Origin of the sequence: Legionella saoudiensis, assembly GCF_001465875.1 — a bacterium.
Classification (GTDB): Bacteria; Pseudomonadota; Gammaproteobacteria; order Legionellales; family Legionellaceae; genus Legionella; species Legionella saoudiensis.
This window is the reverse complement of the sequence record NZ_LN901324.1, coordinates 1250500-1277251: the sequence shown is the minus strand read 5'-3', so window position 1 is coordinate 1277251 and position 26752 is coordinate 1250500. Positions and strand designations below refer to the sequence as shown.

Genomic DNA, 26752 nt, shown 5'->3' with positions numbered 1-26752 from the left:
ATCCTGTTCTTAACTTTTAGAGCTATAAGAAGAACTATAAGAGCGTTTTTCTTCTGAATTTGGCTCCTCTTTTGGGGGCTCTGGTTGGAATAAGCCGAAGGGTTTGTGCAAACCGATTCTCGCCACTTTTTTGATAACGCCAACCTCGTCCAAGTCAATGGCGGTAATGCCCTTACTATTTTTCATTTGACACAGAGAGTCGGATTTTGTAAGTAAAAGTTTGATAATATTTGCTGGGCATCCACCTAGTACTGCGAGATGCAACACGTTATTCTCTAAATAATCAGTGGCATTCCAATCTATATCGTGTGTCGATGCATTGAGTTCCATTATTGTCTGCCATTCTCCCTCTCTTGCAGCAGTTAATAAAGGCGTTTCTAAATAGTGATTTCTTCCTGCTTGTTGCTGCTCGCAATATTTTTGTTGGCGCTTTATTTTAATTTGCTCTTTTTTAATATTAAATAAATATTCAGTATCCATAAACTCTTCTCGGGCTTGCTTAGATATTATCTCATGTATATGCGTAGTTTCAGGAGCTATAAAGGATCTCGAATAAGCTGCATAGAGCTCGCTAAGATCTTTAACAGAAAAAGGCAGGGATGAAGAAAGTGTTTTTCCATAATAGGCATTATTAATTTCAGCTATCGAAAGAGTTTCAGCAAGTTGAGCCATACACACATATTTAAGAACTTGAAATGAATATCTATCTTTTTCTCTAAATAACTCTTGTCTTAGAGCTAAATCTTTTTCTCGCCCGGCTTTTTGGTGGGCTAAAAATGCTAAATGCTCGTGTAAAAATACTAACAATAAATAGCCTGGGGACCCATGATAAGGAGCTGCCTTTTTGAGTTTTTCAATGAGTAGCTCTTCTTGCTCCTCAGAGAGGGTAGTCGAAGCAGGAAGAGTGCCCCTTAGAGTAAGGCTAGCGGAATATAAAATATGATAATCAAGAAGCTCTGGAGGATAGCGCAGCAACAATTGGATGGTATTATGGAAACCATGTTCCTCTACATAAGCCAGTCCAATAATATAACTTACCCAAAATTGGACAGACGTCAGGTTGCGTGGTGGCTTAAATTTGAAATTAGGAGGGCTGTCTGGGGACAAGTCATCAGTAGGAGAACATTCTATTAACTCGCCATTCCAGTAATCATCATATCGGCTGTCCATTAACTCATGCAATAAATCGGTATTATGTGCTAACAAGAAAGCTAATTCTTCAGGCTCCTCAAAACTACTCAAAAAACTAAGCAAATGCTCCATCGCATCAGGCCGCTCATCCTTTACATTTCTAATTAAAAAATCTAACTTAGTGGCCATCCTTGATTCTTTAATATTCTTTTTCATTTCCATTTTTCCTAAAAAAATTAACAGCTAACCCTAAGAGGAATTAATAACCCAGTTTCAAGTTGCGTTTCCATTTCGGATCTGGATTCTGTTTCCATGCTTGTAGTAAGGGATAAATCATCTTGATGCTCTTGCGCCCAGAAAAATGCTTTTTTTACTTTGTTTCCTGACGCTCGGATTCGCGCATAACGCGTAGTTTTCGTTTGAACTGGCTCTGGAGTTTTGGCTTCCTCCGTTAAATCATTTGGTTGTCCTGGATATTCTTTTACAAATATACTTTTCAGTGCATGAATACTCTTTTTTAAAGCAAACTTTGTTAATAGCAAACGTTGGGCCGTAAAAACTGTATAGTGGTTGAGGCTTCTAGGTGTATCAAGTTGTTGTACTTCATTTTTATCAACTTGGTCTATTTCTCGTTTTATAATGGAATGCAGAATTTCCTTTGGGGAACGTGCATGAGTGCGGCGTTTAAAGTCAGATTCAATTTTCAATTTTTTATCCCAGGTATTCCTTTCACCCGGATTATGAAGACCATATTTTGTCTCGCCTAAATCGACTGCTGCAGTATAACTTTCGCCTTCTACATCAGTAGTTGCTGTATCAGTATAGTATTTATCTGTAACACAGCCCCATTTAGTATAGACTATACCCACATCAAGTACACTAATGATGGCCGAACCATTATTTCGCATACCCATGTCATCCATTCGACATACATATTTGCACCGTGCTTTTAATGCAGTGAGCTCTTCTGCTGGGCACCATGGATAAAGTTCTAGATGCGGGTTATTTAAGGGTTTGCTCATGATCTCTAAATAGAGTTTGGCTTTTTTCCAATAGATTCTTTTTGCTCCATTGGATAAACCTTCACTTATATAGGGATGATTGGTTTGGAATTCTTTCAGATTTTCTGCGCCATAGCGCTCTGCAAAGAGTTGTGCCATAAGCTCACCATTTTGAGGATCTCCCGCAACAATGACCGTTATTTTATCTGCAATCGTTTGCTCAGCAGGTTGTAAGTTTAAGGGGGATGGTTTGATGTTGAGCAGTTGCGCTATTTCTAAAGCTTCCTCAAAACCTTTTCCCGGCCTAATGGTGCCAAAGCTTAAAATGTTGGGGGCTTTTTTTAATACTTGAAGTGGATGTGGCGGCGTACCACTAAGTATTTGGGCGGCGACAGTTAGTTCGGTTTTTGCTCTCAGCTCGTATGGGGTGATAGGCCAGTCCCCCGGATGTTTTCCGTCTACCTGGCCACTATGGGCTGCTTTAATCGCATTATGTTGATCTTTTTGATTAAAAAATAAAACAGAATCCGCATGGCGCAGTAATTCATGAGTCATTTGTTGTAAAAAACGCCGTGTATAATTCTGTTTATACTCATGTACGGTAATATTTACCGATAGACCTAAGCGCTTAAATTCCAGGATATCTTTCGGCATGATGAGTATTCCTGTATCTGGTGGCCGTATGTGGATATCTATACCGCATTTTCTGTTCTTTGACATATGTTGTATGGTAGAGAATAAAGTAGAAACGGCGGCCTTACGGTCATTATCGTCTATTGCAATCTGAAGAGCCTTGTTAAACTCTTGGGGAGTATTTAGCTGCCTGGAATTGGAACTTTCTATTTTTGCCAATTGTTTCACATATACGAATAGCTCAGCTTGATTAAGGTTGTTGTTGGCAAATTGTTTTTTCAGCTCTTCAAATAAGAGGATTTTTCTCTCTAATGCTGCATTTTCTTGCTCTTTATTTTTTATATTCGCTTTAATCTCTGCAAGAATCCTTTTTAGTGAAGTTTTTATACCTGTGGATTGCTCTACTATCACTTCGTGTAAATCGGAAGGTTTAAGTGGCTCTATTTTGAATCTCGGAAAATCTTGTTTAATCCCTGTAATAATCTTATTAATAGTATGAATTTCTTCTTCTGGAAGCTTTTTAGCTGCTTCCATAGTTTTTAATACTGCAGAAAAATGAGTATCTATTTGTGTGTATTTAACAGTAAGTTCAGACTGTTGCGTTTCTAGGCCGGGAAGCTCTCGTACCCTTTGGTTTAGCTGAGAAGTCCATAGTTCTTTTTGAACAAGAACATCATGTTCCGTTAAGAGTTTAAGTCCTTGCTCACTTTGATAACCTATATATTTTAAGCGATTGTTTTTATCTAAAACTATTTTGGGAGTTCTTAGGGTAATTTCTGATTGGATTTTTAACTTCGCAACATTTAATAACTCATCGCTAGGACATTGATAACCACTGACAACGGTCTGTCCATTAGCAACCGGCTGTAGCACATAAATGGTGGGAATCGTTTGCGGTGGTATGGAATTTAATCCTGATCGAAGCCTTAAATTATAATGTCCATCAGCTTCTTTTAACCAAACACATGAGGTTTTTTTTCTTGAGATTGGAAACCTTGCACTAATGACTGAGCATATTGACCATCACCTGTTTTGGCTGCCTCATCAAAAGGAGCGGTTAATAAAAAAATAAGATCAGGTTCTTGCAGGTTTAGTGAGGAATAGGCTTGCTTGGTGCATATGATGAGTTTTTGAATAAGCTGCGCATTAATTTGGTGTATATTTATTAATTTTTCATAAAAGTGCTGTAACTCAGAAAGATGTTTATTTTCTTGAGCTAACCCTGTTAGGTTCAAGAGCTCTTTATTAGCATCTTCTGGTTGAATTCGCTTCTGGAAGTCAGTGATAAATAATTTAAGCTTGGCTTTTATTTTATTTGTTGTTTCTACACTGGCAGTTCTTTGAGGGATTAATTCTAATAAGTCGAGGAGGCTTATATAAGAATTGTATATTTTAGTTTCCATGAGGATAGAATGCTCTTCGTTATTAATAAGAAAGGCCTTTATTTGGACCATGAAATATTTTATAGCTATTATAATTTTTATTTTATGTTTGCGCAATAAAAGTGCAATTTATTTGATAAGTGTTCTTTTGGAGTTTAATTTTTCAACTATCGGTGCATGCATTATTTAGGCGTGAAATTTAGTGACGAAGCAATTCTTGATTTAAAGCACAGAACCCTGGGTTGCTTCACTTCGTTCGTAATGACGGGAGTTTAGTTATTCTTTGCCCGTTGCGAAGGTGCTGTGGTGAAGCAATTCCATGAGTTCAAGGCGTGAAGCCGGGGGTTGACGCGATTATTTATGTATGAATCGTTCTATCTCTGTTTTTGAGGCAATCTAAAACCTCATAAAAACTCAATTCGCAGGCTTTTAATAGAACCAATAAATGAAATAATAAATCGGCGCTTTCATTAATAAACTCTTCATTATCTTGATTCACGGCGGCAATAACGGTTTCAACCGCTTCCTCGCCTACTTTTTGTGCGCAACGACTAACTCCCGAATTGAGTAGTTTAGCTGTATAACTATTCTCATCTTGCGTTTCAGCACGCTGATTAATGATCTCAATTAACTCGCCCATAAAGCTCAACGCACTATTGCAGTGAGGCTGATAGCAACTATTGAAACCTAGATGACAGGCAGGGCCCTTGGGAATAACTAAAATTAATAAACTATCACTGTCACAGTCAGTGCTAATTTGCTGCACGGACATTGTGTTACCGGAGGTTTCTCCCTTACGCCATAAACGCTTACGGCTACGACTATATAGAGTAAGTTGGCCTGTGGTTACAGTCGCAATTAATGCTTCTTCATTCATATAACCGAGCATCAACACCATGCCATTTTCCGCATTTTGGATAATGGCTGGTAATAAGCCATTCATTTTTTGCCAATCTAAAGAGCTAATTTCTAATTGATTCATAATCTTACCCTAATATTTTGTTGCTTAAGTGCGGACTTTACTTCATTAATGGTTCGTATTTTGTCATGAAAAATACTGGCCGCTAAAGCACCACTAACTCCTGATTGCAAAAATACTTCCGTGAAATGTTCTAGAGCGCCCGCACCTCCAGAGGCAATAAGCGGAACCTGGCATAATGAACGCATTTCACGTAATTGTTCTATATCATAGCCAGTGCGTACACCGTCAGATTGCATGCAATTCAGGACAATTTCCCCAGCACCGCGCGCTTGAACTTCACTTATCCACTCGCGAGTTTTGCGTTTCGAGTTTAATGTTTTATTCTCATCGCCGGTATATTGGTAGACATAGTAATCATCATTAACCCATTGACTATCAATACCGACAACCACGCATTGGCTGCCAAATTGCCGACTTAACTCATTAATTAAATCGGGGTTTTCTAAGGCAGGGCTGTTAATTGATACTTTATCTGCCCCAGCATTTAGAATGGATTTTGCCTGATTGCTCGAACGAATTCCACCAGCAACAGTAAATGGAATATTTATCGTTGCGGCAACTTGATTAACCCAGGTAGGGCAAACAGCTCTTTGTTCGGCACTGGCGGTGATATCATAAAACACCAGTTCATCTGCTCCTGCTTCAGAATAATAACTGGCGAGCTCAATGATATCGCCAATGATGCGGTGATCCCGAAATTTTACGCCTTTAACTACTTGGTTATCTCGCACATCAAGGCAGGGAATAATTCGTTTAGTTAACATAATTCATACTCCTTGAGGCTTTGGGCTAAATCAAGCGTACCTTGATATAAGGATAATCCCAATATTGCCCCGGCTATCCCCAATTTATCTAAAGCAGCGAGATCGTCTTGATTACGAATCCCTCCAGAGGCCTGCCAGGCGATATCCGGAAAGCGTTCTACGGCTTCTTGATAAAGGCGAACACTGGGCCCTTGCATCATGCCATCACAGGCAATATCAGTGCATAGGATTTGCCGGATACCTAGTTGTTGATAGTAAGCGACAACATCCCATAAATTCGTATCCGATGCCTCTTGCCAACCATGGGTTGCAGGGATAGGAATACCCTTAGTAATACGGACATCTAAAGCCAAAATTATATTCTTTGGACCAATTTCAGTACAAATTGCGGTGGTTAGCGTACGATTAGTCAGGGCTATACTTCCAATAACCAAGCTAGAAATACCCGCAGCATAGCAATTTCTTGCTTGTTCTAAAGAGCGAATCCCACCGCCAGCTTGAACTTTAATTCCCGTATTTTGCATGGAGCAAATTAAAGGTAGTTGCTGCATGCTACCTGCCTGAGCACCATCTAAATCGACAATATGCAAGCGTTTCGCCCCTAATTGAGCAAAATATGCCGCACGCTCAATAGGAGAGACATCAAAAGAGGTAACCTGATCAAATTGTCCTTGTTTAAGACGTACACAACGCCCATTTTGTAAATCAATTGCTGGAATAAGAATCATAAAGCCTCCAGTTCTAAAAAGTTTTTAAGCAAGAGCATCCCGGTTTGCGCTGATTTTTCTGGATGAAATTGCATGCCCCAGACATTATCTTTGTTAATAATGGCCGTAAATGGTTCACTGTATTCACAGCGAGCTACGGCATACTCTTGGGTACTTAGGGCATAACTGTGGACAAAATATACGTAATCTTGCTCACTTAAACCTCGTTGCAACGGCGAATCTTGACACCATTGCAGTTGATTCCAACCCATGTGCGGTACAGGGAAATCATTCTTTTGCGTTAAACGTTTTACTTTCCCGGGAATCAATCCTAAACAATTAACTTCCGCTTCTTCACTGGAGTCCAATAATAATTGCATGCCCAAGCAAATTCCCAGCAGCGGCTGAGTTAATGATTTGAGTACCTCCACTAAGCCATGGCTTAATAAGGAGTTCATACCATAGTCAGCGGTGCCAACCCCTGGAAGGATCACATGGCTGGCATTACGAATTTGTTGTGCATTATGGGTTAATACATAATCGAACCCCAATCTGTTTAGGGCATTACCTAGGGAAGTCAGGTTATTGCCACTGACATCAATTACTGCAATCATAAAACCCCCTTGGTAGACGGCATGGTATTATTGCCTTTAGTACATGCTTGTCGCAGCGCTCTTCCTAATGATTTAAAACAAGCTTCAATCATATGGTGGTGATTTTTGCCACTAACTTGCAGGTGTAGCGTGGCTCCTAGAGCACAAGCCAGGGACTGGAAGAAGTGGGGCACCATTTCAGTAGCCATTCCACCAACAAATTCTCGTGTGAACTCTGCTTGAAAATCACAAAAGCCGCGCCCACTAATATCTATGGCAATAGAGGCTAGCGACTCGTCCATGGGTAGAGTAAATCCATAACGGTTAATACCCCACTTATCACCCAGCGCTTGTTTTAATGCTTCCCCTAAAGCAATGGCAGTGTCTTCTATTAAGTGGTGATCATCGACATCTACATCGCCCATAGCTTCTAAAATTAGATTAAAACCACCGTGTTTCGCGATTTGCTCAAGCATGTGATTAAAAAAGGGTAGCGGCGTTGCAATGGAGCCTGTTTGATCTGCATCTAAAATCACCGTCAAGTTGATCTCAGTCTCCTTGGTTTTTCTTTGTATTGTTGCTGAACGACCTTGATTTAAAATAGTTTGTGCAATTTGCGTCCAACCATGTTCTTGAGAAACAGGTAAGAATTTAATGCCTAAATTATTGGCTAATTCGCGATCAGTGTCGCGATCGCCAATGACCCAGCATGAGGATAGGCTAATTGCTGTTTCTTTCATAAATGCATCAAGCAAACCAGTTTTTGGTTTACGACAAAGGCAATTATCCTCAGGCATGTGAGGGCAAATAAAAATACTATCAAAAAATACTCCCTGAGATGAAAATAAATCCAGGGTAAACTCGTGGCAAATGCTAAAGTCTTCTTCGGGAAATGAGGGCGTACCAATTCCATTCTGATTACTCACCATAACGAAACGAAATCCTGCTTCTTTTAATTGCAGTAATGCTGGGATTACTCCTGGAGTTAATTTAATTTTATCCAATGAATCCACTTGAAAATCAAAAGGTTCTTCAATTAAGGTACCATCACGATCAATAAATAATATTTTTTGCATGTTACAACCCCGAAATTCTATTTTTGAATGAAGATAAAGCAGCCATGACGAGCAGATTTTGTTGCTCATCACCTACGGTAATGCGTAGGTGATCAGATAGGGCTGAATTGGCAGCAAAGCCTCTAATGGTGATGCCTTGTTGACTTAGCCAATTAACTAATTCTTTGGCGTAGGCTGTTTTCACCAGAATGAAATTGGTTTCTGATGGGTAAACCTTTTCAATAAGTGAGTTTGCCGCTAAATCAGTACTAAGTTTCAAACGTGCTTTTTTAATACGCTCGATTGCGGTCATAAACCAGGCATCATTGCTAAGCGCTTGCTGTGCTAAGCGCATGACCACGCTGGATAAAGGATAAGGCGCCATAATTTTATTTAAGGCTTGAATAACCTGCGACTGGGCAATTACAATTCCCAGGCGTAAAGCTGCTAAACCATATGCCTTAGATAGGGTGCGCAGTACAATCAAATTATCAAATTGCGAGATTAAAGATGTTGCACTTTGACGATCAGCAAACTCGATATACGCTTCATCCACCACAATGACCGAGCGGTTTTTGTATTGGTGGCACAGGCTGGCAATAAGCTCTAAATCAATGGCATTAGCAGTAGGGTTATTAGGACTACACAGCATAATTATTTTGCAATTTTCTTGCCAACAGCGTTTGACTTGCCCGAGGTCCAAAGCAAAACCAGTATTTAGATCGAGAGGGCATTGTATGATTTGGGCTTGTTGCAATTGCACGTAAAACTCATACATAGAAAAAGTTGGTGGGAATTGCATGAATGCATCGCGTCCCGCCTTTAAAAATAGTCGCACAAGTAAATCAATGCCATCATCAGAGCCCCGCGTTAATACTAATTGGTCTGGTTCTATTTGATATCGTTGTGCTAATTGTTTTTGCAATTGTATTTTGTATTCTTTTTCCGGATAAAAATTCAAATCAATAGAATCTGCATTGATTGCTGACCAAGGCAACTCATTAGCGTGCAATCTATTTTTTATTTCCTCGGAACCCGCAATGTAGGTAGGGATTTCCAAGAGTTCAGGTCGTATTAAATTAAGTATGGACATTTTAAACCTCCAGAGAATTAAGTCTAATTTCTACCGCATTTGCGTGAGCGCTTAACCCTTCAATTTGTGCTAGCGTAATTGCTGCTGCTCCTAAACTTTTAATTCCTTCTTGGTCAATAGATTGCACGCTAAAACGAGTTAAAAAATCTGTAGTGCTAAGCCCATTATGATTTCGCGCAAAACCATTTGTGGGTAAAACGTGATTGGAACCTGTCACATAGTCACCTAGGGTTTCTGCGGCCCAAGGGCCTAGGAACACGGTACCTGCGGCAGTAATTTGATCTACCCATGCTTCCGCATCCTGGCGGTTAATAATTAAGTGTTCTGGCGCATAATTATTGATAATTTCCAGTTGCTCATCTTGTTGTTTGCATAAAATAATACGGCTATTGGCTAATGATTCATTAATAATTTGTGTACGTGTTAGAGTCTTAAGTTGTACTTCCAACTGTTGATTAACTTGTTGAGCTAGAAGCTCACTCTCACAAAGTAAAATGACTTGTGAATCAATGCCGTGTTCTGCCTGAGCTAATAAATCGGCGGCAATAAAGGCTGGATTTGCTTTATCATCTGCACTAATCATTACTTCTGAGGGACCTGCGGGCATGTCAATTGCCGCTCCTGCAGGATCATTAGCAACTAATGTTTTTGCTTCAGTTACGTAGCTGTTCCCCGGGCCAAAGAGCTTATCTACCTTGAGAATACTTTCTGTCCCATAAGCCATCGCCGCAATCGCCTGGGCGCCACCTAAGGTATAAATAGTATCAATACCGCATAAACGAGCCGCAACTAATAAGTGCTCATTGATGCTGCCGTTAGCATCAGGAGGCGTGCAAAATACTTTAATTGGACATCCCGCAACTAATGCAGGTATGGCTTGCATTAATAAGGAAGAAATTAACGGTGTTTTATTGCCTCCAGGTACATATAAGCCAACACGCTGAATAGGGCGGTAAACAGTTTGGATGTTTACCCCATTGGCTGTACTCATGCTTTTGCTTTCTGGTAAAAGTGACTGGTGGTAACGAGTCAGAGTTTCAATGGCTGTATTTATTGCATATAAAGCGGATTGGCTTATGCGCGCATTGCAAATTTGCTCCGAAGGCACCTGAAGTGTTTTTAATGCAATCCCATCAAATTTTTGTGTTAACTCAAATAGAGCTTTATCACCGAAAGCCTGCACCTGTTTAATGATGTCTAATACCCCATTTTTAGTTGCTGAAGTTTGTGAGGGGCGAGCCAGAACGGATTTTTTTTCCGTATCAGAAAGCGATTGCCAATTTTTAATTGCTAGCATCATTATTACTCCAACATTTTTTCTATTGGTAAAACCAGAATGGAACTGGCTCCTAATTCTTGGATGGTTTCCAGGGTATTCCAAAACACCCGCTCACTGGACACCACATGTACTGCTACCTTATCTTGCCGGCCTGGTAAGGATAGGATAGTCGGTGACTCAGCACCGGGTAGTTTTTCAGCGATGCGCTCAAGAGCAGACTTAGGTGCATGAAAAACGATGTATTTGCGTTCTTGGGCTTGTTGTACGGATTGAATGCGACGGGCCAGCATGTCAAATAGCTCTTGAAATTGGGACGGGCAATCGAGTTCGCTTTGAATTAACACGGCCTGGCTTTGGAGGAGAGTATCTACTTCATAAAGCTTATTGTCCTCTAGAGTTTGGCCACTGGAAACCAAATCGCAAATGGCATCGGCCATGCCCATTCGTGGTGCTACTTCAATTGAGCCTGACAAAAACAGGGTTTCGGCACAAATTTTTCGTTCTTGTAAATACTGATTCAGTAAGTTGGGGTAACTGGTTGCGATTCTTTTACCATCTAAACTGCCTGGGCCTTGATAATCAAAGGCTTCAGGGACCGCGAGGGAGAGGCGGCAGGTACAACTTCCCAATTTTGCAGTGGTTTTAAATGATTTATCTGGATTAGCCAGTGAGGATTCAAATAAGACATTTTCCCCTACAATTCCGCCATCACAAAGTCCATCAAAAACCAGGGTGGGAATGTCATCATCACGGACGAATAACAAATCAATAGGAAAATTATCTACATGGGTGAGTAAGGCGTTAGGCTTGATACGAAACTTTAAGCCACAGCGTTGTAATAAATTTAGCGATTCCTCCGATAAACGCCCCTTTTTTTGTAATGCTAAACGTAAACGATTTTTCATAACTCTCCCGTCCGATTTGCGATTAATTCATAACCGCCAGTGCCAAAACTTAAACAGCGTGCCACTCGCGTAATTGTTGTAACACTGACTCCGGTTTGTTCATGTATGGTGCGATAGGGAATACCTTGTCGCAGAAGAGGGACTACCTGCCAACGATCAGCCATTGCCTCTAATTCAGCAGGAGTGCATAGATCGGTAAAAAATTGCAGGGCTTCTTCTTTATTTTCCAGCAAGCTAATTGCATGCATTAAATCAGGAAGAGCAGAATGCTTTACGGTAGTTTGTGTTTTCATGATAACGTATTAACGTAGTGTAACATTGTTACGATGTTAGTGGAGAAACAGAAAGCTGTCAATAGAAATATATAAAGGAGAATGGTAAATCGGTTTTGGGGTATGTATCTGACCTGTAACCCGTATTAGCGAAAGCGTGATACGGGTTCGAAGCCCTGGCTTGCTAATACGAGTTACAGTCCATTAGCTGCAAACAACCAGATTAATTTAAAAAAGGATAGTCAAGTATTTAGCAACCATAAACTTGTTGATATTCTTCTAATTTTTTTACTTGTTCCAATTCATTGGTTGCTTTTAAATAATCAATTAAATCAAAAAGGTTAATAATAGAATAAACATTAATTCCCTCAGCTTTAATTTCAGAGAGGGTGGATTCATGAGTTTGTCCTCGCTCGCAGCGGTCCAGTGCAATAATTACGCCTGTGAGATTGCCGCCATATTCTTTAATTAGTTTTTGTGACTCACGAAAAGCGGTTCCCGCGGTGATCACATCATCCACAATAATGGTATTGCCTGTTAATGGGGCCCCAATTAATTGGCCTCCTTCCCCATGATCTTTGACTTCTTTACGATTAAAGGTCACGGTCGTTTCTTTGCCTAACTCAGACAGAGCAACGGCCGTTGTTGTTGCTAAAGGTAATCCTTTGTAAGCAGGTCCGAACAAGTGGTCGAAATCAGCCTGATGGTCCAGTAAGGTCTGTGCATAAAATTTACCAAGTTGGTGAAGTGCCCTGCCTTGGTAAAACAATCCTGCATTAAAAAAGTACGGACTTTTTCGGCCAGACTTTAAAATAAATTCACCAAATTTTAATACTTGGCAATTCAGCGCTAATTTTATAAAAGATGATTTCGTATGATTCATAATGTTTTTCCAATAGCACAAAAAGAGGTTAATTATATTGAATTTAATAAAAAAATCTTAACAATACATAAAAAACTGTTATGCTAATCTAGCTGTATGAAATTCCAAGTACAGAGTAAATGTTTATTATAACGCAGTTCTCTTTAGTGAGTTAACTTTTTACCACTTGAGCTTGCGTGACAATAGGCATAAATAAGTAAAAAGTTTAAAGACAAAGGGGATACTAATGTCACAGAGAGAGACAGGCCATGTAAAATGGTTTAATGAAAAAAAAGGATTTGGATTTATTATTAATCAGCAAGGCGATGACATTTTTGTACATTATAAAGATATACAAGGTGTGGGTTTTAAAACTTTGCACGAAAATGATCCGGTAACCTTTGTTCTTGATAAAGGACCTAAAGGCTTAAAAGCTCAAGACGTTGCATTAATTACTGAAGCAGAGTAAGTAAAAAACCGAGTACATCATTAGCTATCGCCGAGCAATTTTTCAGCATAGGCGGAGGTTCGGGTTTAATGTTGGGGTTGTTATCCTAAATTAGGGTCGTCCTTTCGCTTTTGCCTTTTATCAATATGCATCCTGTTGGTAAATTGGAGGATGGTATTTCATCTTTGTTTTTTATCAAACGCTCATTAAACGAATGATCAAATCATTTACTTTCCTCTAAGACATGATTATTCTTAGCCACTTTTACTTGTAGCACAGAGGGATGCCTTATGGGGTTAGGGGTTATTTACCTTTTAAAGGAACGGCGGTTTTTGCCTTTTTTCTTTACTCAGTTTTTAGGTGCCTTTAATGATAATGCATTCAAATTAGCAATGCTTACCATGATTAGCTATTATTTAACAGATTCTCAGGCGCCATCAGAATATTACCAAGCTCTAGCAGGTGCTTTATTTATATTGCCATTCTTTTTACTTTCTGCCATCTCGGGGCAAATCGCAGATAAATATGATAAAACAAAAATCATCCGGATCATTAAAATCGTTGAAGTATTTTTAATGATTATCGGCAGTTTTTCTTTATATTTCGGCAATATTTTTTGGATGATGTTTACCTTGGCGGGAATGGGAACTCATTCGACATTTTTTGGCCCTATAAAATACGCTATTTTACCTGATCATCTCCCTAAAAAAGATTTGTTGGGGGCAACTGGGCTTGTTGATGCAAGTACCTTTATTGCTATTCTTTTGGGAACTACTTTAGGGAGCTTAGCTATAGGTATTAAAGGCTCTACACCGTACATTGCTATTTTTATGACGATTCTCGTCGCTTTATTAGGTCTATTATCGTCTTTGTTTATTCCTAGTGCCCCAGCGACTTCATCCAATCTCAAAATTGATATTCAATTTTGGCGTGCAACATATCGATTTATAAAACAGGCGACCGAGCATTTTGGTATTTTAGTAGCTACTTTAATTCTTTCTTGGTTTTGGTTTTTGGGAACAGTTATATTAACTAAGCTCCCTGATTATACCCATTATGTTTTAGGGGCTAGTAACACGGTCTTTGCACTGTTTTTAGCGTTATTTTCTCTGGGAATAGCTATAGGGTCTGTCAGTGTTAATGTTATTTTTCGCGGTCGTATTGCTCTGGCTTTAGTCCCTTGGGCTATGTTTGCTTTTACGTGCTTTACTGCGGATCTTTATTGGGCTTCGTCCAACATCCAAGAGCATGAATCCTTATTAACATTTACATCATTTTTTTCTAACAAAACTCACTGGCGCATTGCTCTTGATTTATTCCTTTTAGCCTTTAGTGCTGGCTTATTTGTGGTGCCATTATATACTTACCTGCAGGTTGCTAGCGCGCCAGAAAATAGGGCGCGTGTAATCGCTGCAAATAATATTTATAACGCATTATTTATGGTTTTAGGCTCATTAATGGTTATGCTATTGCTGCATTTTAGCGCTGCTATTCCCCAAATTTTTTTAGTAGTAAGCTTATTAAATATTATTGCCGCATTTTTTGCTTGGATGTTTTTAAAGCGTGTTCCGAAAATTGAGATAACTTAATCCCGTTAATGAAGACACAATGCAGCGGATGGTTTTTTTTGTAACGGGTTTATGTCTCTCATTATTGCGAGCGTAACCTTGCTAATATGGTTCTAGGTTACTGTACTCGCAATGTATAGACGTTTAAATATTTATCCAATCCCGAGGCGGAAGGTAATCACTATAGAGTTTAGCCTCCGGGCTATTTGCTTCCGGCTGCCAGTTATATGCCCAGGAAACATCAGGTGGAAGCGACATCAAAATCGATTCAGTTCTACCTCCTGATTGCAAACCGAATAAAGTACCGCGGTCGTACACTAAATTGAACTCTACATAACGCCCACGACGATAATTTTGAAAGGCCTTTTCTTGCGCTCCAAAAGGATGCTCTTTGCGCCGAGATACAATGGGGGCGTAAGCTTTGATGTAGTGATTCCCAATGCTTTGCATTAAGGCAAAACTGTGTTCAAAGCTAATTTCATTGTAATCATCAAAGAACAAGCCACCAATACCGCGCGCCTCATTACGATGTTTTATAAAGAAATACTCATCACACCATTTTTTAAAACGAGGATAAATGCCCTCACCAAAAGGTTGGCAGGCGTTTAATGCGGTTTGATGCCAGTGTTGACAGTCTTCGGCAAACCCATAATAAGGCGTTAAGTCAAATCCGCCACCAAACCACCAAACCGGAGGAGAACCTTCCTTTTCAGCAATAAAAAAACGAACATTTGCGTGAGAGGTGGGAATATAAGGATTATCTGGGTGAATCACTAGTGAGACACCTAATGCGCTAAATTTTCTACCTGCTAATTCTGGTCGATGTGCACTGGCTGACGGGGGAAGATGTTCTCCGGAAACATGAGAAAAATTAATCCCAGCTTTTGCAAAAACCTTACCTTGAGTCAATACACGCGTAATACCGCCGCCACCAGCCGGTCGTTTCCAGGCGTCTTCAATAAACCGCGAATGACCATCGAGGTCTTCAATAACAGTACAAATAGTGTTTTGTAATTGCAAAAGATAAGCTTTTACTTGTTCAATCGCATCCACAGGAAGTTCATAAGTATTTGACATGGCGAGTACTCAAATTTATATTAGATCGACTATTGCTAGATGTTGCATGTAATCTTCGAGGATCGTTGATTTGCTGCGACGGGTTATTTTCTCATTTATTTAGAATTGGCACAATGTTTGTGCTGAGGGATGTAAAGTTACAAGGGAGTATGTATGTCACGAAATCTTGACTCTTATTTTGGTATTCACGCCAAAGCCTTAATTGGACGAGATCAGAGAGCCTCACTATTAGCCAATAACCTGGCTAATGCCAATACACCAAATTTCAAAGCTCAGGACGTTGATTTTAATAATTTCCTCGCAGAGCAGATGGCAGCAAGTGCACAGCAAATGGCTGTTACTTCCGCCAACCACATTACTAAGAATGGTGATCTTGCGGCAAATGTGAAGTTTCGCGTTACTGCACAAACTGCTTTAGATGGAAATACTGTTGATAAAGATTTAGAAACCATGGAATTTGCTCGTAACTCTCTGAATTATCAGGCAAGTTTAAATTTTCTGAACAACAAAATTAAAACAATGATGCTTGCATTGAAAGGGGAGTAAGGATGTCAATCGGTTCAATTTTTGATATTGCAGGTTCAGCGCTAACTGCTGAAACCGCACGTTTAACTAGCAGTACCTCAAATTTAAGTAATGCCAACGTAGAGACAGGTAATGTTGATGATGTCTATCGCGTACAATACCCTGTATTCAAAGCAATACAAGAAGGTGCAAATCAATGGATTGGTGATCAAATAAAAGCTGGTGTGCAACTAAAGGGAAACTATGTTAGTAACGCTGAGCCTATTAAGCATTATCAACCGCATAATCCTATAGCAGATAAGAATGGTTATGTTTATTCGCCAAACGTGAATTACGCAGAAGAAATGGCTAACGTTATTTCAGCTGCGAAATCTTATCAAATGAATCTTCAATTAGTTAATCAAGCAAAGCAATTAATGCAACGCACTTTGCAATTAGGTGAGTAAGGGGAAAAGGAATGACAACAAATTCGATAAATGGAGTAAATGGTGGGGCTCAGATGTCCACAGGCCAAATGGCTCCCCAAAATTTGGGGCAACAGGATTTTTTACGGTTAATGGTCGCCCAAATTCAAAACCAAGATCCAATGCAGCCACAAGTAAATGGTGAATTTTTGTCACAACTCGCGCAATTTAGCACAAATGATGGCGTCAATAAAATGCAAGAGTCCATGCAGCAAATGGCAAACTCATTGCAATCTAATCAAGCATTACAGGCTTCTGCTCTCGTAGGGCGCAAAGTTTTAGTCAATAGCGATAGCCTTAAATTAGATAAAGAAGGCGATGTGAAAACGGCTATTGATATTCCTCCCGGTGTCAGCGATATCAATGCCTTTATTTACGGCGCGTCTGGCGAGCTGATAAAAACAATACCCTTAGGTCCACAAGCACCAGGATTTTATCAATTCGCTTGGGATGGCATAGGGCAGGATGGAAACCGTGTACCGGAGGGGAAATACAAAGTAGCTGTGCATGCTAAGTATATGGGCAAAGAAGTTGCATTTAGGACAATGACCTCTGCAAACGTTGATAGCGTAAGCCTTGGCCAAAACGGGGATGGTTTAAAACTTAATGTAGCTGGGGTCGGAGCAGTTTCATTAGACCAGGTAAAACAAATAACAGTATAGGACGGAGACAAAAATGATTTTTGATACTGGGATAAGCGGACTGCACGCGGCGTCAAGCCATTTGGATGTAATTGGTAATAACATTGCGAACTCTTCAACAGTAGGTTTTAAAAATTCACGCGCTAATTTTGGGGATATTTATTCTTTTGGTGGTTATAATTCAGGAGGCAGTACGACCGTTGGTGGTGGCGTAATGTTGACCCAAGTTCAGCAAATGTTTACTAATGGAACTATTACCAATACCAATAATACTCTTGATCTTGCTATTAGCGGTAATGGCTTTTTTATTTTGAATGACCAAGGGTCCACCGTATATACACGTGCAGGACAATTTGGTCTTGATAATCAAAATTATATTACTAACGCAACGGGTCAATACCTTACAGGCTACTTGGCGGATTCCACAGGAAAAATCACCGGAGCAACCGGTAAAATCCAAGTGAACCAGGCAAATTTGAGTCCACAAGCCAGTACCACAGTAACCGCGGGACTTAATTTGAATTCGGGCAGCACGCCACCAGCAGCCGATTGGGCAGGGGGTGCTTTACCTGTGAGTGATACTTATAACAATACAACCTCAATGACGATTTATGATAGTTTAGGTAATTCACATGTATTGAGTATGTATTTTATAAAAGCGGATGCAGCCGCTGCTGCAGGCAGCCCAGATGCAGCTTCGCCTCCAGGAACTCAAAACCAATGGTATGTAGCTTTCCAGATCGATAATCAGGATGTTCCGGCAATTACAACACCAGGTAACAGTTCGAACTTATTTGCTGTTAATTTTAATTCTGATGGTACATTTTCATTAGTACAAGACAATACAGGAACTCCAATCGCCAATAACTTGATTCCTTTATCAATGACATTAACTAATGGTGCTAATCCACTAAGTTTACAGGTTGATTTATCAAGCTGTACCCAATTTGGAAGCCCATTTGCCGTGCAATCAGCGAGCACAAATGGATATACAACAGGTAATTTAGCAGGCTTACAAGTTTCTGCTGATGGTACCGTTTCTGGAAGTTATTCTAATGGCCAAACTTTAGCTATGGGCCAAATTCAATTAGCTAACTTTGCAGATCCTCAAGGTTTACAAAATATAGGAAATGTATGTTGGTCTGCCACCGCAGCCTCAGGACAGCCATTAATTGGTATTGGAACAACCGGTAGTTTTGGTGATATCCGTTCGGGGAGCTTAGAAGAGTCGAATGTGGACTTAACAAGTGAACTAGTCAATTTGATTGGTGCTCAACGCGATTTCCAGGCGAATGCACAAACAATTCGCGCTGGTGATGCAATTACGCAAACGATTATCAATATGCGTTAAGGAGCTAATTAATGGATCCTATTTTGTATAATGCTGCAAATGGCGGGCGTGGAAATTTTGCCCGCCAAGAGGTGATTGCAAACAATTTAGCAAATGTGGGTACTACTGGTTTTAGAGCTGATTTATATCAAGCTCAAACACTCTATGTCCAAGGTGCACAGGGCAGTAGTAATTACGGTCAATCATTTACGGTACAAAATCCTAATGCTGCTGATTTTACTCCAGGACCTATTATTACAACTGGGCGCACTTTGGACGTAGCAGTTAATGGCAAAGGGTGGCTGGCTGTACGCGGTAGTAACGGGAAAGAAGCTTATACCAAAGCTGGAAGTCTTAATATTGATGCAAATGGCTTCTTAGTTACAGCATCTGGTAAACAGGTAATTGGTAATGGTGGTCCGATTTCTATTCCTCCCGCATCAAATATTACTATTGGTACGGATGGCACAATCACTATTGTACCTACAGGAAACGGGCCTCAAGCTGCTACCACTGTAGACCGAATAAAAATGGTTTCTTTAGATACCTCCAATATTTCTAAAAATGCTGATGGTTTATTTCAACTTAATAATGGGGGAGTTGCTCCTGTTGATAATACATTAAAGATGACTAGTGGGGCACTTGAGGGCTCAAACGTTCAAGCTGTAGAGCAGATGGTTGCAATGATTAGTGCCGGACGAGATTTTGAAACACAGATGAATATATTATCGACAGTAGGGGATAATGCACAAAAACTAACCCAAATATTAGCCGATTAATTAAGTTTTAATCTTGAGTGTTGTGGAATATTTTTGAATAAATGTAGGAGATTTAAATGCAACCAGCATTATGGGTGAGCAAATCGGGCTTGGAAGCTCAGGAACAAACTATTGGTACAATTGCTAACAACTTGGCTAACGTGAACACTACTGGTTTTAAACGTGACAGACCTCAATTTGAGGATTTGCTCTATCAAACTACAAGCCAGGCCGGAGCTCAATCTTCAGAAAATTCTATTGTTCCAACGGGTATTAATACTGGAACAGGGGTACATTTAGTTTCTACCCAAAAAATGTTTCAACAAGGAAGCATTCAGAACACGAATAACGCCTATGATCTGGCGATTCAAGGACAGGGTTTCTTTACTATCTTAATGCCAGATGGTACTCAGGCTTACACTCGTAACGGAGCATTTACCATTGATAGTACAGGGCAGATTGTTGATAGCCACGGTTATTTATTACAGCCTGCAATTACGCTACCTGCTCAAACATTAGGAGTTACAATAAGCCAGGATGGGGTTGTTAGTGCTACAGTTGCTGGTTCCACGACACCAACGAATCTTGGCACGATACAGCTTACTAACTTCATGAACCCAGCAGGACTTCAGCCTATAGGTCAAAACCTATTCATTGAAACCCCTTCAAGTGGAAACCCAATACTTGATAATCCGGGAAATAATGGTCTAGGTACTTTATTGCAAAATAATCTGGAAGCATCAAACGTGAATGTTGTTGAAGAGCTAGTCAATATGATCCAGGCTCAACGTAGCTATGAGATTACTGCGAAAGGCATGCAAACCGTAGATAACATGTTGCAATATTTAAATCAGACTGTTTAAGAAGACTTGATCAATGAAATTATTTAACTTTTTAACAGTGGGTTGGATTGCACTTTTCTTAGGCGGATGTGAGGTTTTGAATCCGCCTGTGGCTGGAAAAAACCCGGACTATGCACCTACTTATCCTGCATCACCCGATCCCAAACAGTTGCGAAGGCAAACAGGGGCTATTTATGATCCTGAAACGGCATTACCACTATTTGAGACTAATCGGGCGCGGCATGAAGGGGATATTTTGACAGTGCTGTTAGTGGAAAATACAAATGCGACCAAGAATGCGACCTTACAGCAAATGAAAAATGATACCAATACGGTAATCAATAAGGCATTTCTGGGACGTCCTATTTCTCTTGGGGGCGGTTATAGTATGGACTTCAACTTAAATAACCAACGTCAGTTTAATGGTTCAGCACAAGCAGTACAAAATAATCAGTTGGCTGGCAACATCTCTGTAACTGTTGCTAAGGTTTTAGCTAATGGTAATTTAGTGGTTCAAGGGGAGAAGTGGGTCAAAATCAACCAGGGTGAAGAGTATGTTCGCCTATCTGGTATCGTTCGACCACAAGATATTAAAGGGGATAACTCGATTACCTCCGATCGTGTTGCAAATGCTCGAATCTCTTATGGTGGTACAGGACAGGTTAATAATACGAATGCTCAAGGATGGTTGGCCCGAATTATGTGGGGACCCTTATTCCCAACCTAATTGTAGTATTGGGGTTGAGCTTTCGAGCTCAACCTAATCAATCCCCCCTGCTTGAGTGGCATTGGAATTTGGATATTAATAATGAAAGGAACAGTAATGCGGCGAGTGCTGATGGTTACATGCCTGTTCGCGGTAAATCTGCTGTTAAATCAGGTTTATGCGGAACGAATCAAAGATTTGGCAACGCTGGCTGGTGTGCGTACGAACCAATTAATCGGTTATGGTCTGGTTGTTGGTTTAAATGGTACGGGTGATAAAAATGGCACACGTTATACCGAAGATAGTTTTGCAAACATGCTCACGCAACTGGGTGTAAATATTCGACCCGGCACCAAACTTAATTCGAAAAATATGGCAGCGGTTATGGTCACAGCCAGTTTGTCCTCATTTATGAAAAAAGGGCAGACTTTGGATGTTAATATTTCTTCAATAGGGGACTCTAAAAGTTTGTTAGGTGGCACTTTATTGATGACTCCTCTAAAAGGAGCTGATGGTCGTATTTATGCAATCTCTCAGGGAAATATCATCGTTTCAGGTATTAGTGCCTCGGGAAGTGATGGTTCCAGTGTAACAGTTAACGTTCCAAGTGGCGGGCGAATCCCTAACGGGGCGACCATTGAAGCTGATATTCCTAACCCCTTTTACTTTACTAAAAATCTTACATATAACTTACATAGCCCTGATTTTACTACGGCTAAAAGTATGTCAGATGCAATTAATCAGCAATTAGGCCCAGGAACTGCTAAGGCTTTGGATGCAACATCTGTTGTGGTCACTGCCCCGGTTAAAATGTCACAACGAGTTGATTATGTCTCTGTTATTGAAAACATCGAATTTAAGCCTGCAGAGCCAATGGCGAAAATTATTATTAATTCACGTACAGGTACTGTAGTTATTTCCTCAAATGTAATTGTTAAATCAGCCGCAGTATCCCATGGTAATCTCGTGTTAAGCGTTACTGAAACGCCAGTAATTAGTCAGCCGAATGCATTTGCAGGTGGTAGAACCGTGGTTAGACAACAATCTCAAGTAAATATTGCGCAAAAAAATAATCATGCTTTTGTATTACCTAAAGGGACCACACTTAAGGATATCGTTCGAGGTATTAACGCGGTAGGGGCAACACCGGCGGATGTAATTGCCATACTTGAAGCCTTACAGCAAGCGGGCGCATTGAATGCAACCTTGATCGTGATATAAGATAGAGGAGGAAATAGTGCCTGTATAGGCGGGCTCTATTTCTTGTATATGCTTGGTGCGCATTGAGGATGGGGTCTCGCTTTGGGGATTGATGATAAATAGTTCGGCTAAGTATTGTTTTGTGAGGAACCAACGCAACAATGCCGCGCGAGAAGATACCATTTGCTTTTTTTTGAGCTAGAATTTAGGTTAATTGAAAAGGATAGTTATTATGTTACATGGCATTGCAACCAGTGATTTTTCAGCTTTGGCTGATTTAAAAGCGAAGGCAGTTACTGATGCCAAAGGAGCTGCCCCTGAAGTGGCCAGACAATTTGAAGGAATTTTCATACAGTCCATGCTAAAAAGCATGCGTATGGGACAACATTTTCTTGATGATTCCAGTCCTTTCAGAGGAAAAAATCGCGAAACTTTTGAAGACATGCTAGACGCACAATATGCTAGCAATATTGCTGGGTCAAGAGGCATTGGTGTTGCAACGATGCTTACTCGGCAATTAGGGGAAGTTACGAATACGCCAGCACAAGCCACCAACGCAACCCCACCAATGATGCCTACGGCAGCTTCTGCTATGCAGGGTGTAACCTCTAAACAGCCAGTTAGTAGCGATGCGAATAAACCAGCACCTACAGTAGATGATTTTGTGCAATCCATTTGGCCTAAAGCCAAAGAAGCGGCTGCTCTTATCGGCCTGGATCCAAAGATTTTAATAGCTCAAGCAGCTTTAGAAACGGGCTGGGGTAAATTTATTGCGAAAGATGCTGATGGTACTAGCAGCAATAACTTATTTAATATCAAGTCCGGCGCTAATAGTAGCTATGATTCGGTTAATGTTAAAACAACGGAATACATTGCCGATACACCTATTAAAATGAGTGCATCGTTTAGGAAATATTCCTCAATTGAGCAAGGTTTTGATGATTATATTTCATTGATCCAACAAGATGGGCGTTATCAAGGTGCTTTAGCGAGTGCAGCTAACCCTGAAAATTATGTGCGGGAATTACATAAAGCAGGTTATGCGACGGATCCGGAATACAGTACAAAAATTTTATCTATTTACCATGGTGATGAATTGAATCAGGCTATCCAGCGTTGTGATTTATCGGCTCAGGTTTAATAAAACTATGATAATATTAGAATTATTGTGGTAAGCTAAGAAAAGCATAATAAATGCTAACGAAATAATAGGTCAGGGAGTGAACAGTTATGTCGATTTTGAGTATCGCATATTCAGGCTTAAATGCCTTCCAATATGCGTTGGATGTAACCGCTAATAATATAGCAAATCAAAGAACACCGGGTTATTCCAAACAAAGCATCTTGTTAACCGATGCGCTGTCTGAGCGTTATGGTGGCGTTTATGTGGGGACAGGGGTTTCTATTACCTCCATCTATCGTAATGCCGATCAATTTGCCAATACTCAAATGAGAGCGGCTTTAAGCACTCGTAGCCAATATGAAACTTTTTATAACCAAGCCAGTCAAATTGACCAGTTAATCTCTCAAAATGGCAGTAGCATTTCTGCTGCAATGCAATCATTTTTTGATGCCTTTAATCAGTTAAACAACGCGCCCGATAGCGCGGCTTCAAGAGGCGTTGCTTTAAGCCAGAGCCAGTTATTGGTGCAGCAATTTAATTTCTTGCAGTCAAACTTGGATCAAATTCAAGAAAATACTACCGCTCAAATCAGCATGATTGCCAATCGAATTAATCAAATAGGCGCAGATTTGGTTTCATTTAATGAAGAAATCATGGGCAATCCTACCTCACCCCAACTTTTAGATCAGCGTGATCAATTACTTAAAGAGCTGGCTGAATACTCTGATTTAACGGTTATTGTGCAAAATAATGGTACGGTAAACGTTGGGATTGGAACTGGAGAAATGTTGGTCGTGGGTCCAAATCAAAGAACGCTCTCCGTACAATTTGATCCTTTAAATACCTTAGGTACGCGAGTGTTATTAGGCAGCGGAGCAGGACAGTTAGATATTTCTGCGGAATTAACTACTGGAACTTTAGGCGGCCTAATGAGCTATGAAAGCAATATCATTGCGCAAACGAGCCAAACAGTAGGACTTATGGCGATTGGTTTAGCCCAAACATTCAACGCTCAAAACAAATTAGGTATGGATCTTTACAACCAAATTGGGCAAGACTATTTTACTGATTTTAACAGCAGTGCGGCGCAGCTAAAACGTGCTATTTCTGCTACAGATAATGCAGGTACTGGTGTATTATCCGTGGCTATTTCTGATTTGTCGCAGATGAAATTGAGTGATTATCAGTTAGTCGTTAATGATACTGGCACAAATGAAGTGCGTGTCATTCGTCAGTCTGATGGTACGAGCATGACGCTCAATTGGTCAAGTAATCCACCAGCTCCTCCTGCAGGACAAATTGAAGTTGACGGCATGACAATTACTGTCGATGACATAAGTAAATTAGTTAATAATGATTCGTATTCATTAATTCCAACACGTGGCGCTGCGAGAGATTTAGAACTCTTGGTGAGTGATCCCAATTTAATGGCTTTAGCATCTCCGGTTAGAACCTCTGTCGGTACCAGTAATACCGGGGTTGGAAAAATTGCTTTAGGTACCGTGTTTAATACCTCTGGGGTATCGGACCAATATGCGATTAATTTCACCTCACCTACTGAATTTAATGTAGTTGATGTAACTACAGGAACTACCGTGGCTGGTCCCTTACCTTTTACTCCAAATTCAGACAACGTGGTACAAATTCCCGATGCAACAAACCCATCGTATTCAGTTATTTTATCTGGAATGCCTAATGCGGGTGATACGTTTACTGCGGAATATAACCAAGGTGGTTTTGGTGACAATACCAATGGTTTATTGTTAGCTGGCCTTCAACAAGCCCAGTTATTTGATGGTGGCAATGAGTCTCTTTTTGATTGTTATTCAGATTTGCTTTCCAATGTTGGTAGTCAAACGCGTCAATCAAAAACACGCTATGATGCTTTTGATGTGTTGTACAAACAAGCGCTTTATTTTCAAGAAAGTAAAAGCGGGGTGAACTTGGACGAAGAAGCCGCAAATTTATTGAGGCTTGAGCAGGCTTATGCAGCTGCGGGAAAATTAGTTGAAGTTTCTAATCAAATGATGCATGTGTTGTTCGAGATGATGGGGTGATAAATGCGTATTTCAACAAATCAGGTGTACCAGACTGGATTAAGTAGCTTATTAACTCAGCAAATGCGAGTAACAAAGTTGCAAGAAATGCTTGCAACAGGAGTTAAGGTTCAATACGCCTCGGATGATCCCATTTCTTATGCCCAAATTCAATGGTTGAATCAGCGTGTGAGTACTACTGAACTATTACAAGCGAATTGCATTAATGCGCAAAACGCATTGGGTTTAGAAGAATCCGTATTATCAAATTGTGTCAGTAACTTACAACGTTTACGGGATATCCAGGTATTGGCTGGAAATGGCACTTTATCGGATGTTCAACGCGAAGCTTATTCTGTTGAAGTGAGCGGCATATTGACGCAACTGCAAGCATTTGGAAACACTAAAGATAATAATGGCAATTACCTTTTTGCCGGTGGCCAAACCTCTACGGAACCCTTTTCTTTAAATGACGCAGGCCAATATGTTTATAATGGTGATAGCACTACGCGTTATCAGGTTATTTCCGGTAGCTTGCAGATAGCAATTAATGATCCCGGCAATGAGATCTTCATGAATATACCTGGGGGAAATGGTAGTTTTACCGTGAGTGAAACAGCAACACCCAATACAGGTACCGCCTCAGCAAGTACAGGTTCGGTAACGAATCAGGCTGCATATATTCCTGATAACTATACAATTAACTTTGTGCAAAATTCCGCCGGTGAGTTGGTTGTCATGGTGACTGGGGCTGCAACGGGTAATGTGATTCCTCCATCAGGCATACCTGATGATGCGCCTTTGTATCAAGCAGGAATGTCTGTTAGTTTTAATGGCATGACAGTGGAAGTATCTGGTATGCCAGCACCAGGTGACGCTTTCGCCATTGCTCCTGCAATGAATACGTCTATTTTTGAAACGATTCAATCAATGATTAGCAATTTAGGTAGGCCCTTTGCTACAGCGGCTGAAAAGGCTGCTGCAGTAACGGAGAATAACCAAATATTAGCCCAAATTGATAGTGCGTTGACGAATTTTACTAATATGCTTGCCAGTCTTGGTTCTCGGATGAATCAAGTTTCCAGTTCATCAGATTCAAATCAAGATCTAATTGATATGAGTAAGGAAATTTTAAAGACCTTAACGGATATTAATCCTGTTGATGTCGCAACTGAGTTCAACCAAGAGCTTGTTAATTTGCAAGCAGCACAAGAAAGTTTTGTTCGGCTGCAAAATTTGTCGTTATTTAATTATATTTAATTTCTATAGACGGCCGTCAACTTAAGGGTAGAACGTCATCCCAAACGCAATGAAGGATCTCCTGAATAATGCATTCAACACTGGCATTATTCAGGAGATCCTTCATTGTAATCTT

At 40.3% G+C, this 26752-nt stretch carries 27 protein-coding genes; 13 read left to right on the top strand and 14 right to left on the bottom strand.

Annotated features, from left to right (window positions below; translation table 11 throughout):
- Positions 1 to 9: 9 nt before the first annotated feature.
- The 13 genes from BN3124_RS14435 to pyrE all read right to left on the bottom strand — a co-directional run bounded on the left by BN3124_RS14435 (position 10) and on the right by pyrE (position 12680).
- Positions 10 to 1347, bottom strand: a complete 1338-nt coding sequence (locus BN3124_RS14435; RefSeq protein ID WP_058535473.1) for a DUF5630 domain-containing protein — start codon at positions 1345 to 1347, stop codon at positions 10 to 12.
- A gap of 20 nt (positions 1348 to 1367) precedes the next feature.
- Entirely contained in the window at positions 1368 to 3638 is a 2271-nt protein-coding gene (locus tag BN3124_RS14430; RefSeq protein WP_058535472.1) for a synaptonemal complex protein 1, read from the bottom strand.
- A gap of 80 nt (positions 3639 to 3718) precedes the next feature.
- Positions 3719 to 4168, bottom strand: a complete 450-nt coding sequence (locus BN3124_RS14425) for a hypothetical protein (RefSeq protein WP_058535471.1) — start codon at positions 4166 to 4168, stop codon at positions 3719 to 3721.
- A 337-nt stretch (positions 4169 to 4505) separates the two neighbouring features.
- On the bottom strand, positions 4506 to 5129 hold the full coding sequence (gene hisIE, locus BN3124_RS14420; RefSeq protein WP_058535470.1) for a bifunctional phosphoribosyl-AMP cyclohydrolase/phosphoribosyl-ATP diphosphatase HisIE: 624 nt from the start codon (positions 5127 to 5129) through the stop codon (positions 4506 to 4508).
- A complete protein-coding gene (gene hisF / locus BN3124_RS14415; RefSeq protein WP_058535469.1) occupies positions 5126 to 5893 on the bottom strand; it encodes an imidazole glycerol phosphate synthase subunit HisF in 768 nt (255 codons plus the stop codon). The genes hisIE and hisF overlap by 4 nt, the downstream gene beginning before the upstream one ends.
- A complete protein-coding gene (locus BN3124_RS14410; protein ID WP_058535468.1) occupies positions 5887 to 6621 on the bottom strand; it encodes a 1-(5-phosphoribosyl)-5-[(5-phosphoribosylamino)methylideneamino] imidazole-4-carboxamide isomerase in 735 nt (244 codons plus the stop codon). Before BN3124_RS14410 ends, hisF begins: the two co-directional genes overlap by 7 nt.
- Positions 6618 to 7214: an imidazole glycerol phosphate synthase subunit HisH gene (gene hisH / locus BN3124_RS14405; protein ID WP_058535467.1), complete on the bottom strand. Its 597-nt coding sequence runs from the start codon at positions 7212 to 7214 to the stop codon at positions 6618 to 6620. The genes BN3124_RS14410 and hisH overlap by 4 nt, the downstream gene beginning before the upstream one ends.
- Complete coding sequence (gene hisB / locus BN3124_RS14400; protein WP_058535466.1) at positions 7211 to 8269, bottom strand: bifunctional histidinol-phosphatase/imidazoleglycerol-phosphate dehydratase HisB; 1059 nt, start codon at positions 8267 to 8269, stop codon at positions 7211 to 7213. Before hisB ends, hisH begins: the two co-directional genes overlap by 4 nt.
- Before the next feature lies 1 nt (position 8270).
- The gene (gene hisC / locus BN3124_RS14395; RefSeq protein WP_058535465.1) at positions 8271 to 9341 is read right to left on the bottom strand and encodes a histidinol-phosphate transaminase; all 1071 of its coding nucleotides are present in this window, start codon (positions 9339 to 9341) and stop codon (positions 8271 to 8273) included.
- Position 9342: 1 nt separating this feature from the next.
- Complete coding sequence (gene hisD / locus BN3124_RS14390; protein WP_058535917.1) at positions 9343 to 10638, bottom strand: histidinol dehydrogenase; 1296 nt, start codon at positions 10636 to 10638, stop codon at positions 9343 to 9345.
- A gap of 5 nt (positions 10639 to 10643) precedes the next feature.
- A complete protein-coding gene (hisG, locus tag BN3124_RS14385) occupies positions 10644 to 11525 on the bottom strand; it encodes an ATP phosphoribosyltransferase (RefSeq protein ID WP_058535464.1) in 882 nt (293 codons plus the stop codon).
- Entirely contained in the window at positions 11522 to 11818 is a 297-nt protein-coding gene (locus BN3124_RS14380; RefSeq protein WP_058535463.1) for a YerC/YecD family TrpR-related protein, read from the bottom strand. Before BN3124_RS14380 ends, hisG begins: the two co-directional genes overlap by 4 nt.
- Before the next feature lie 229 nt (positions 11819 to 12047).
- On the bottom strand, positions 12048 to 12680 hold the full coding sequence (pyrE, locus tag BN3124_RS14375; RefSeq protein WP_058535462.1) for an orotate phosphoribosyltransferase: 633 nt from the start codon (positions 12678 to 12680) through the stop codon (positions 12048 to 12050).
- Positions 12681 to 12906: 226 nt separating this feature from the next.
- On the opposite strand from pyrE, the gene BN3124_RS14370 reads away from it, so the two are divergent.
- Positions 12907 to 13128 carry a cold-shock protein gene (locus BN3124_RS14370; RefSeq protein ID WP_058535461.1) on the top strand — a complete coding sequence of 74 codons (222 nt, stop codon included), beginning with the start codon at positions 12907 to 12909 and terminating at the stop codon, positions 13126 to 13128.
- Between the two features lie 269 nt (positions 13129 to 13397).
- Positions 13398 to 14696 (top strand): MFS transporter, encoded by a 1299-nt coding sequence (locus BN3124_RS14365; protein WP_058535460.1) that lies wholly within the window; start codon positions 13398 to 13400, stop codon positions 14694 to 14696.
- Positions 14697 to 14819: 123 nt separating this feature from the next.
- On the opposite strand, the gene hemF is transcribed toward BN3124_RS14365, so the two are convergent.
- Positions 14820 to 15752 (bottom strand): oxygen-dependent coproporphyrinogen oxidase, encoded by a 933-nt coding sequence (gene hemF, locus BN3124_RS14360; protein WP_058535459.1) that lies wholly within the window; start codon positions 15750 to 15752, stop codon positions 14820 to 14822.
- A 153-nt stretch (positions 15753 to 15905) separates the two neighbouring features.
- Between hemF and flgB the strand changes: the two genes are divergently transcribed.
- The 11 genes from flgB (at position 15906) to flgL (ending at position 26637) form a co-directional block, all read left to right on the top strand.
- Complete coding sequence (gene flgB, locus BN3124_RS14355; RefSeq protein WP_058535458.1) at positions 15906 to 16298, top strand: flagellar basal body rod protein FlgB; 393 nt, start codon at positions 15906 to 15908, stop codon at positions 16296 to 16298.
- Between the two features lie 2 nt (positions 16299 to 16300).
- Positions 16301 to 16723, top strand: a complete 423-nt coding sequence (flgC, locus tag BN3124_RS14350) for a flagellar basal body rod protein FlgC (RefSeq protein WP_058535457.1) — start codon at positions 16301 to 16303, stop codon at positions 16721 to 16723.
- A gap of 11 nt (positions 16724 to 16734) precedes the next feature.
- On the top strand, positions 16735 to 17403 hold the full coding sequence (locus tag BN3124_RS14345; protein WP_058535456.1) for a flagellar hook assembly protein FlgD: 669 nt from the start codon (positions 16735 to 16737) through the stop codon (positions 17401 to 17403).
- 13 nt (positions 17404 to 17416) lie between these two features.
- Positions 17417 to 18733 carry a flagellar hook protein FlgE gene (gene flgE, locus BN3124_RS14340; protein WP_058535455.1) on the top strand — a complete coding sequence of 439 codons (1317 nt, stop codon included), beginning with the start codon at positions 17417 to 17419 and terminating at the stop codon, positions 18731 to 18733.
- An 11-nt stretch (positions 18734 to 18744) separates the two neighbouring features.
- Positions 18745 to 19491, top strand: coding sequence for a flagellar basal-body rod protein FlgF (gene flgF, locus BN3124_RS14335; protein WP_058535454.1), 747 nt, complete (start codon positions 18745 to 18747; stop codon positions 19489 to 19491).
- 56 nt (positions 19492 to 19547) lie between these two features.
- Complete coding sequence (gene flgG / locus BN3124_RS14330) at positions 19548 to 20333, top strand: flagellar basal-body rod protein FlgG (RefSeq protein ID WP_058535453.1); 786 nt, start codon at positions 19548 to 19550, stop codon at positions 20331 to 20333.
- A 13-nt stretch (positions 20334 to 20346) separates the two neighbouring features.
- Positions 20347 to 21039, top strand: a complete 693-nt coding sequence (locus tag BN3124_RS14325) for a flagellar basal body L-ring protein FlgH (RefSeq protein ID WP_058535452.1) — start codon at positions 20347 to 20349, stop codon at positions 21037 to 21039.
- 96 nt (positions 21040 to 21135) lie between these two features.
- Positions 21136 to 22239: a flagellar basal body P-ring protein FlgI gene (locus tag BN3124_RS14320; protein ID WP_058535451.1), complete on the top strand. Its 1104-nt coding sequence runs from the start codon at positions 21136 to 21138 to the stop codon at positions 22237 to 22239.
- A 211-nt stretch (positions 22240 to 22450) separates the two neighbouring features.
- Positions 22451 to 23359 (top strand): flagellar assembly peptidoglycan hydrolase FlgJ, encoded by a 909-nt coding sequence (gene flgJ, locus BN3124_RS14315; protein ID WP_407927391.1) that lies wholly within the window; start codon positions 22451 to 22453, stop codon positions 23357 to 23359.
- Positions 23360 to 23448: 89 nt separating this feature from the next.
- Positions 23449 to 25398, top strand: coding sequence for a flagellar hook-associated protein FlgK (gene flgK / locus BN3124_RS14310; RefSeq protein ID WP_058535450.1), 1950 nt, complete (start codon positions 23449 to 23451; stop codon positions 25396 to 25398).
- Positions 25399 to 25401: 3 nt separating this feature from the next.
- Positions 25402 to 26637, top strand: coding sequence for a flagellar hook-associated protein FlgL (gene flgL, locus BN3124_RS14305; protein WP_058535449.1), 1236 nt, complete (start codon positions 25402 to 25404; stop codon positions 26635 to 26637).
- Positions 26638 to 26752: the final 115 nt, after the last annotated feature.

What these genes read in the sequence shown, in the direction of transcription:
- BN3124_RS14435 (WP_058535473.1), bottom strand. Translation starts at nt 1,347, where the DNA reads ATGAAAAAGAATATTAAAGAATCAAGGATGGCCACTAAGTTAGATTTT.
- BN3124_RS14425 (WP_058535471.1), bottom strand. Translation starts at nt 4,168, where the DNA reads ATGGAAACTAAAATATACAATTCTTATATAAGCCTCCTCGACTTATTA.
- hisIE (WP_058535470.1), bottom strand. Translation starts at nt 5,129, where the DNA reads ATGAATCAATTAGAAATTAGCTCTTTAGATTGGCAAAAAATGAATGGC.
- hisF (WP_058535469.1), bottom strand. Translation starts at nt 5,893, where the DNA reads ATGTTAACTAAACGAATTATTCCCTGCCTTGATGTGCGAGATAACCAA.
- BN3124_RS14410 (WP_058535468.1), bottom strand. Translation starts at nt 6,621, where the DNA reads ATGATTCTTATTCCAGCAATTGATTTACAAAATGGGCGTTGTGTACGT.
- hisH (WP_058535467.1), bottom strand. Translation starts at nt 7,214, where the DNA reads ATGATTGCAGTAATTGATGTCAGTGGCAATAACCTGACTTCCCTAGGT.
- hisB (WP_058535466.1), bottom strand. Translation starts at nt 8,269, where the DNA reads ATGCAAAAAATATTATTTATTGATCGTGATGGTACCTTAATTGAAGAA.
- hisC (WP_058535465.1), bottom strand. Translation starts at nt 9,341, where the DNA reads ATGTCCATACTTAATTTAATACGACCTGAACTCTTGGAAATCCCTACC.
- hisD (WP_058535917.1), bottom strand. Translation starts at nt 10,638, where the DNA reads ATGCTAGCAATTAAAAATTGGCAATCGCTTTCTGATACGGAAAAAAAA.
- hisG (WP_058535464.1), bottom strand. Translation starts at nt 11,525, where the DNA reads ATGAAAAATCGTTTACGTTTAGCATTACAAAAAAAGGGGCGTTTATCG.
- BN3124_RS14380 (WP_058535463.1), bottom strand. Translation starts at nt 11,818, where the DNA reads ATGAAAACACAAACTACCGTAAAGCATTCTGCTCTTCCTGATTTAATG.
- pyrE (WP_058535462.1), bottom strand. Translation starts at nt 12,680, where the DNA reads ATGAATCATACGAAATCATCTTTTATAAAATTAGCGCTGAATTGCCAA.
- BN3124_RS14370 (WP_058535461.1), top strand. Translation starts at nt 12,907, where the DNA reads ATGTCACAGAGAGAGACAGGCCATGTAAAATGGTTTAATGAAAAAAAA.
- BN3124_RS14365 (WP_058535460.1), top strand. Translation starts at nt 13,398, where the DNA reads ATGGGGTTAGGGGTTATTTACCTTTTAAAGGAACGGCGGTTTTTGCCT.
- hemF (WP_058535459.1), bottom strand. Translation starts at nt 15,752, where the DNA reads ATGTCAAATACTTATGAACTTCCTGTGGATGCGATTGAACAAGTAAAA.
- flgB (WP_058535458.1), top strand. Translation starts at nt 15,906, where the DNA reads ATGTCACGAAATCTTGACTCTTATTTTGGTATTCACGCCAAAGCCTTA.
- flgC (WP_058535457.1), top strand. Translation starts at nt 16,301, where the DNA reads ATGTCAATCGGTTCAATTTTTGATATTGCAGGTTCAGCGCTAACTGCT.
- BN3124_RS14345 (WP_058535456.1), top strand. Translation starts at nt 16,735, where the DNA reads ATGACAACAAATTCGATAAATGGAGTAAATGGTGGGGCTCAGATGTCC.
- flgE (WP_058535455.1), top strand. Translation starts at nt 17,417, where the DNA reads ATGATTTTTGATACTGGGATAAGCGGACTGCACGCGGCGTCAAGCCAT.
- flgF (WP_058535454.1), top strand. Translation starts at nt 18,745, where the DNA reads ATGGATCCTATTTTGTATAATGCTGCAAATGGCGGGCGTGGAAATTTT.
- flgG (WP_058535453.1), top strand. Translation starts at nt 19,548, where the DNA reads ATGCAACCAGCATTATGGGTGAGCAAATCGGGCTTGGAAGCTCAGGAA.
- BN3124_RS14325 (WP_058535452.1), top strand. Translation starts at nt 20,347, where the DNA reads ATGAAATTATTTAACTTTTTAACAGTGGGTTGGATTGCACTTTTCTTA.
- BN3124_RS14320 (WP_058535451.1), top strand. Translation starts at nt 21,136, where the DNA reads ATGCGGCGAGTGCTGATGGTTACATGCCTGTTCGCGGTAAATCTGCTG.
- flgJ (WP_407927391.1), top strand. Translation starts at nt 22,451, where the DNA reads ATGTTACATGGCATTGCAACCAGTGATTTTTCAGCTTTGGCTGATTTA.
- flgK (WP_058535450.1), top strand. Translation starts at nt 23,449, where the DNA reads ATGTCGATTTTGAGTATCGCATATTCAGGCTTAAATGCCTTCCAATAT.
- flgL (WP_058535449.1), top strand. Translation starts at nt 25,402, where the DNA reads ATGCGTATTTCAACAAATCAGGTGTACCAGACTGGATTAAGTAGCTTA.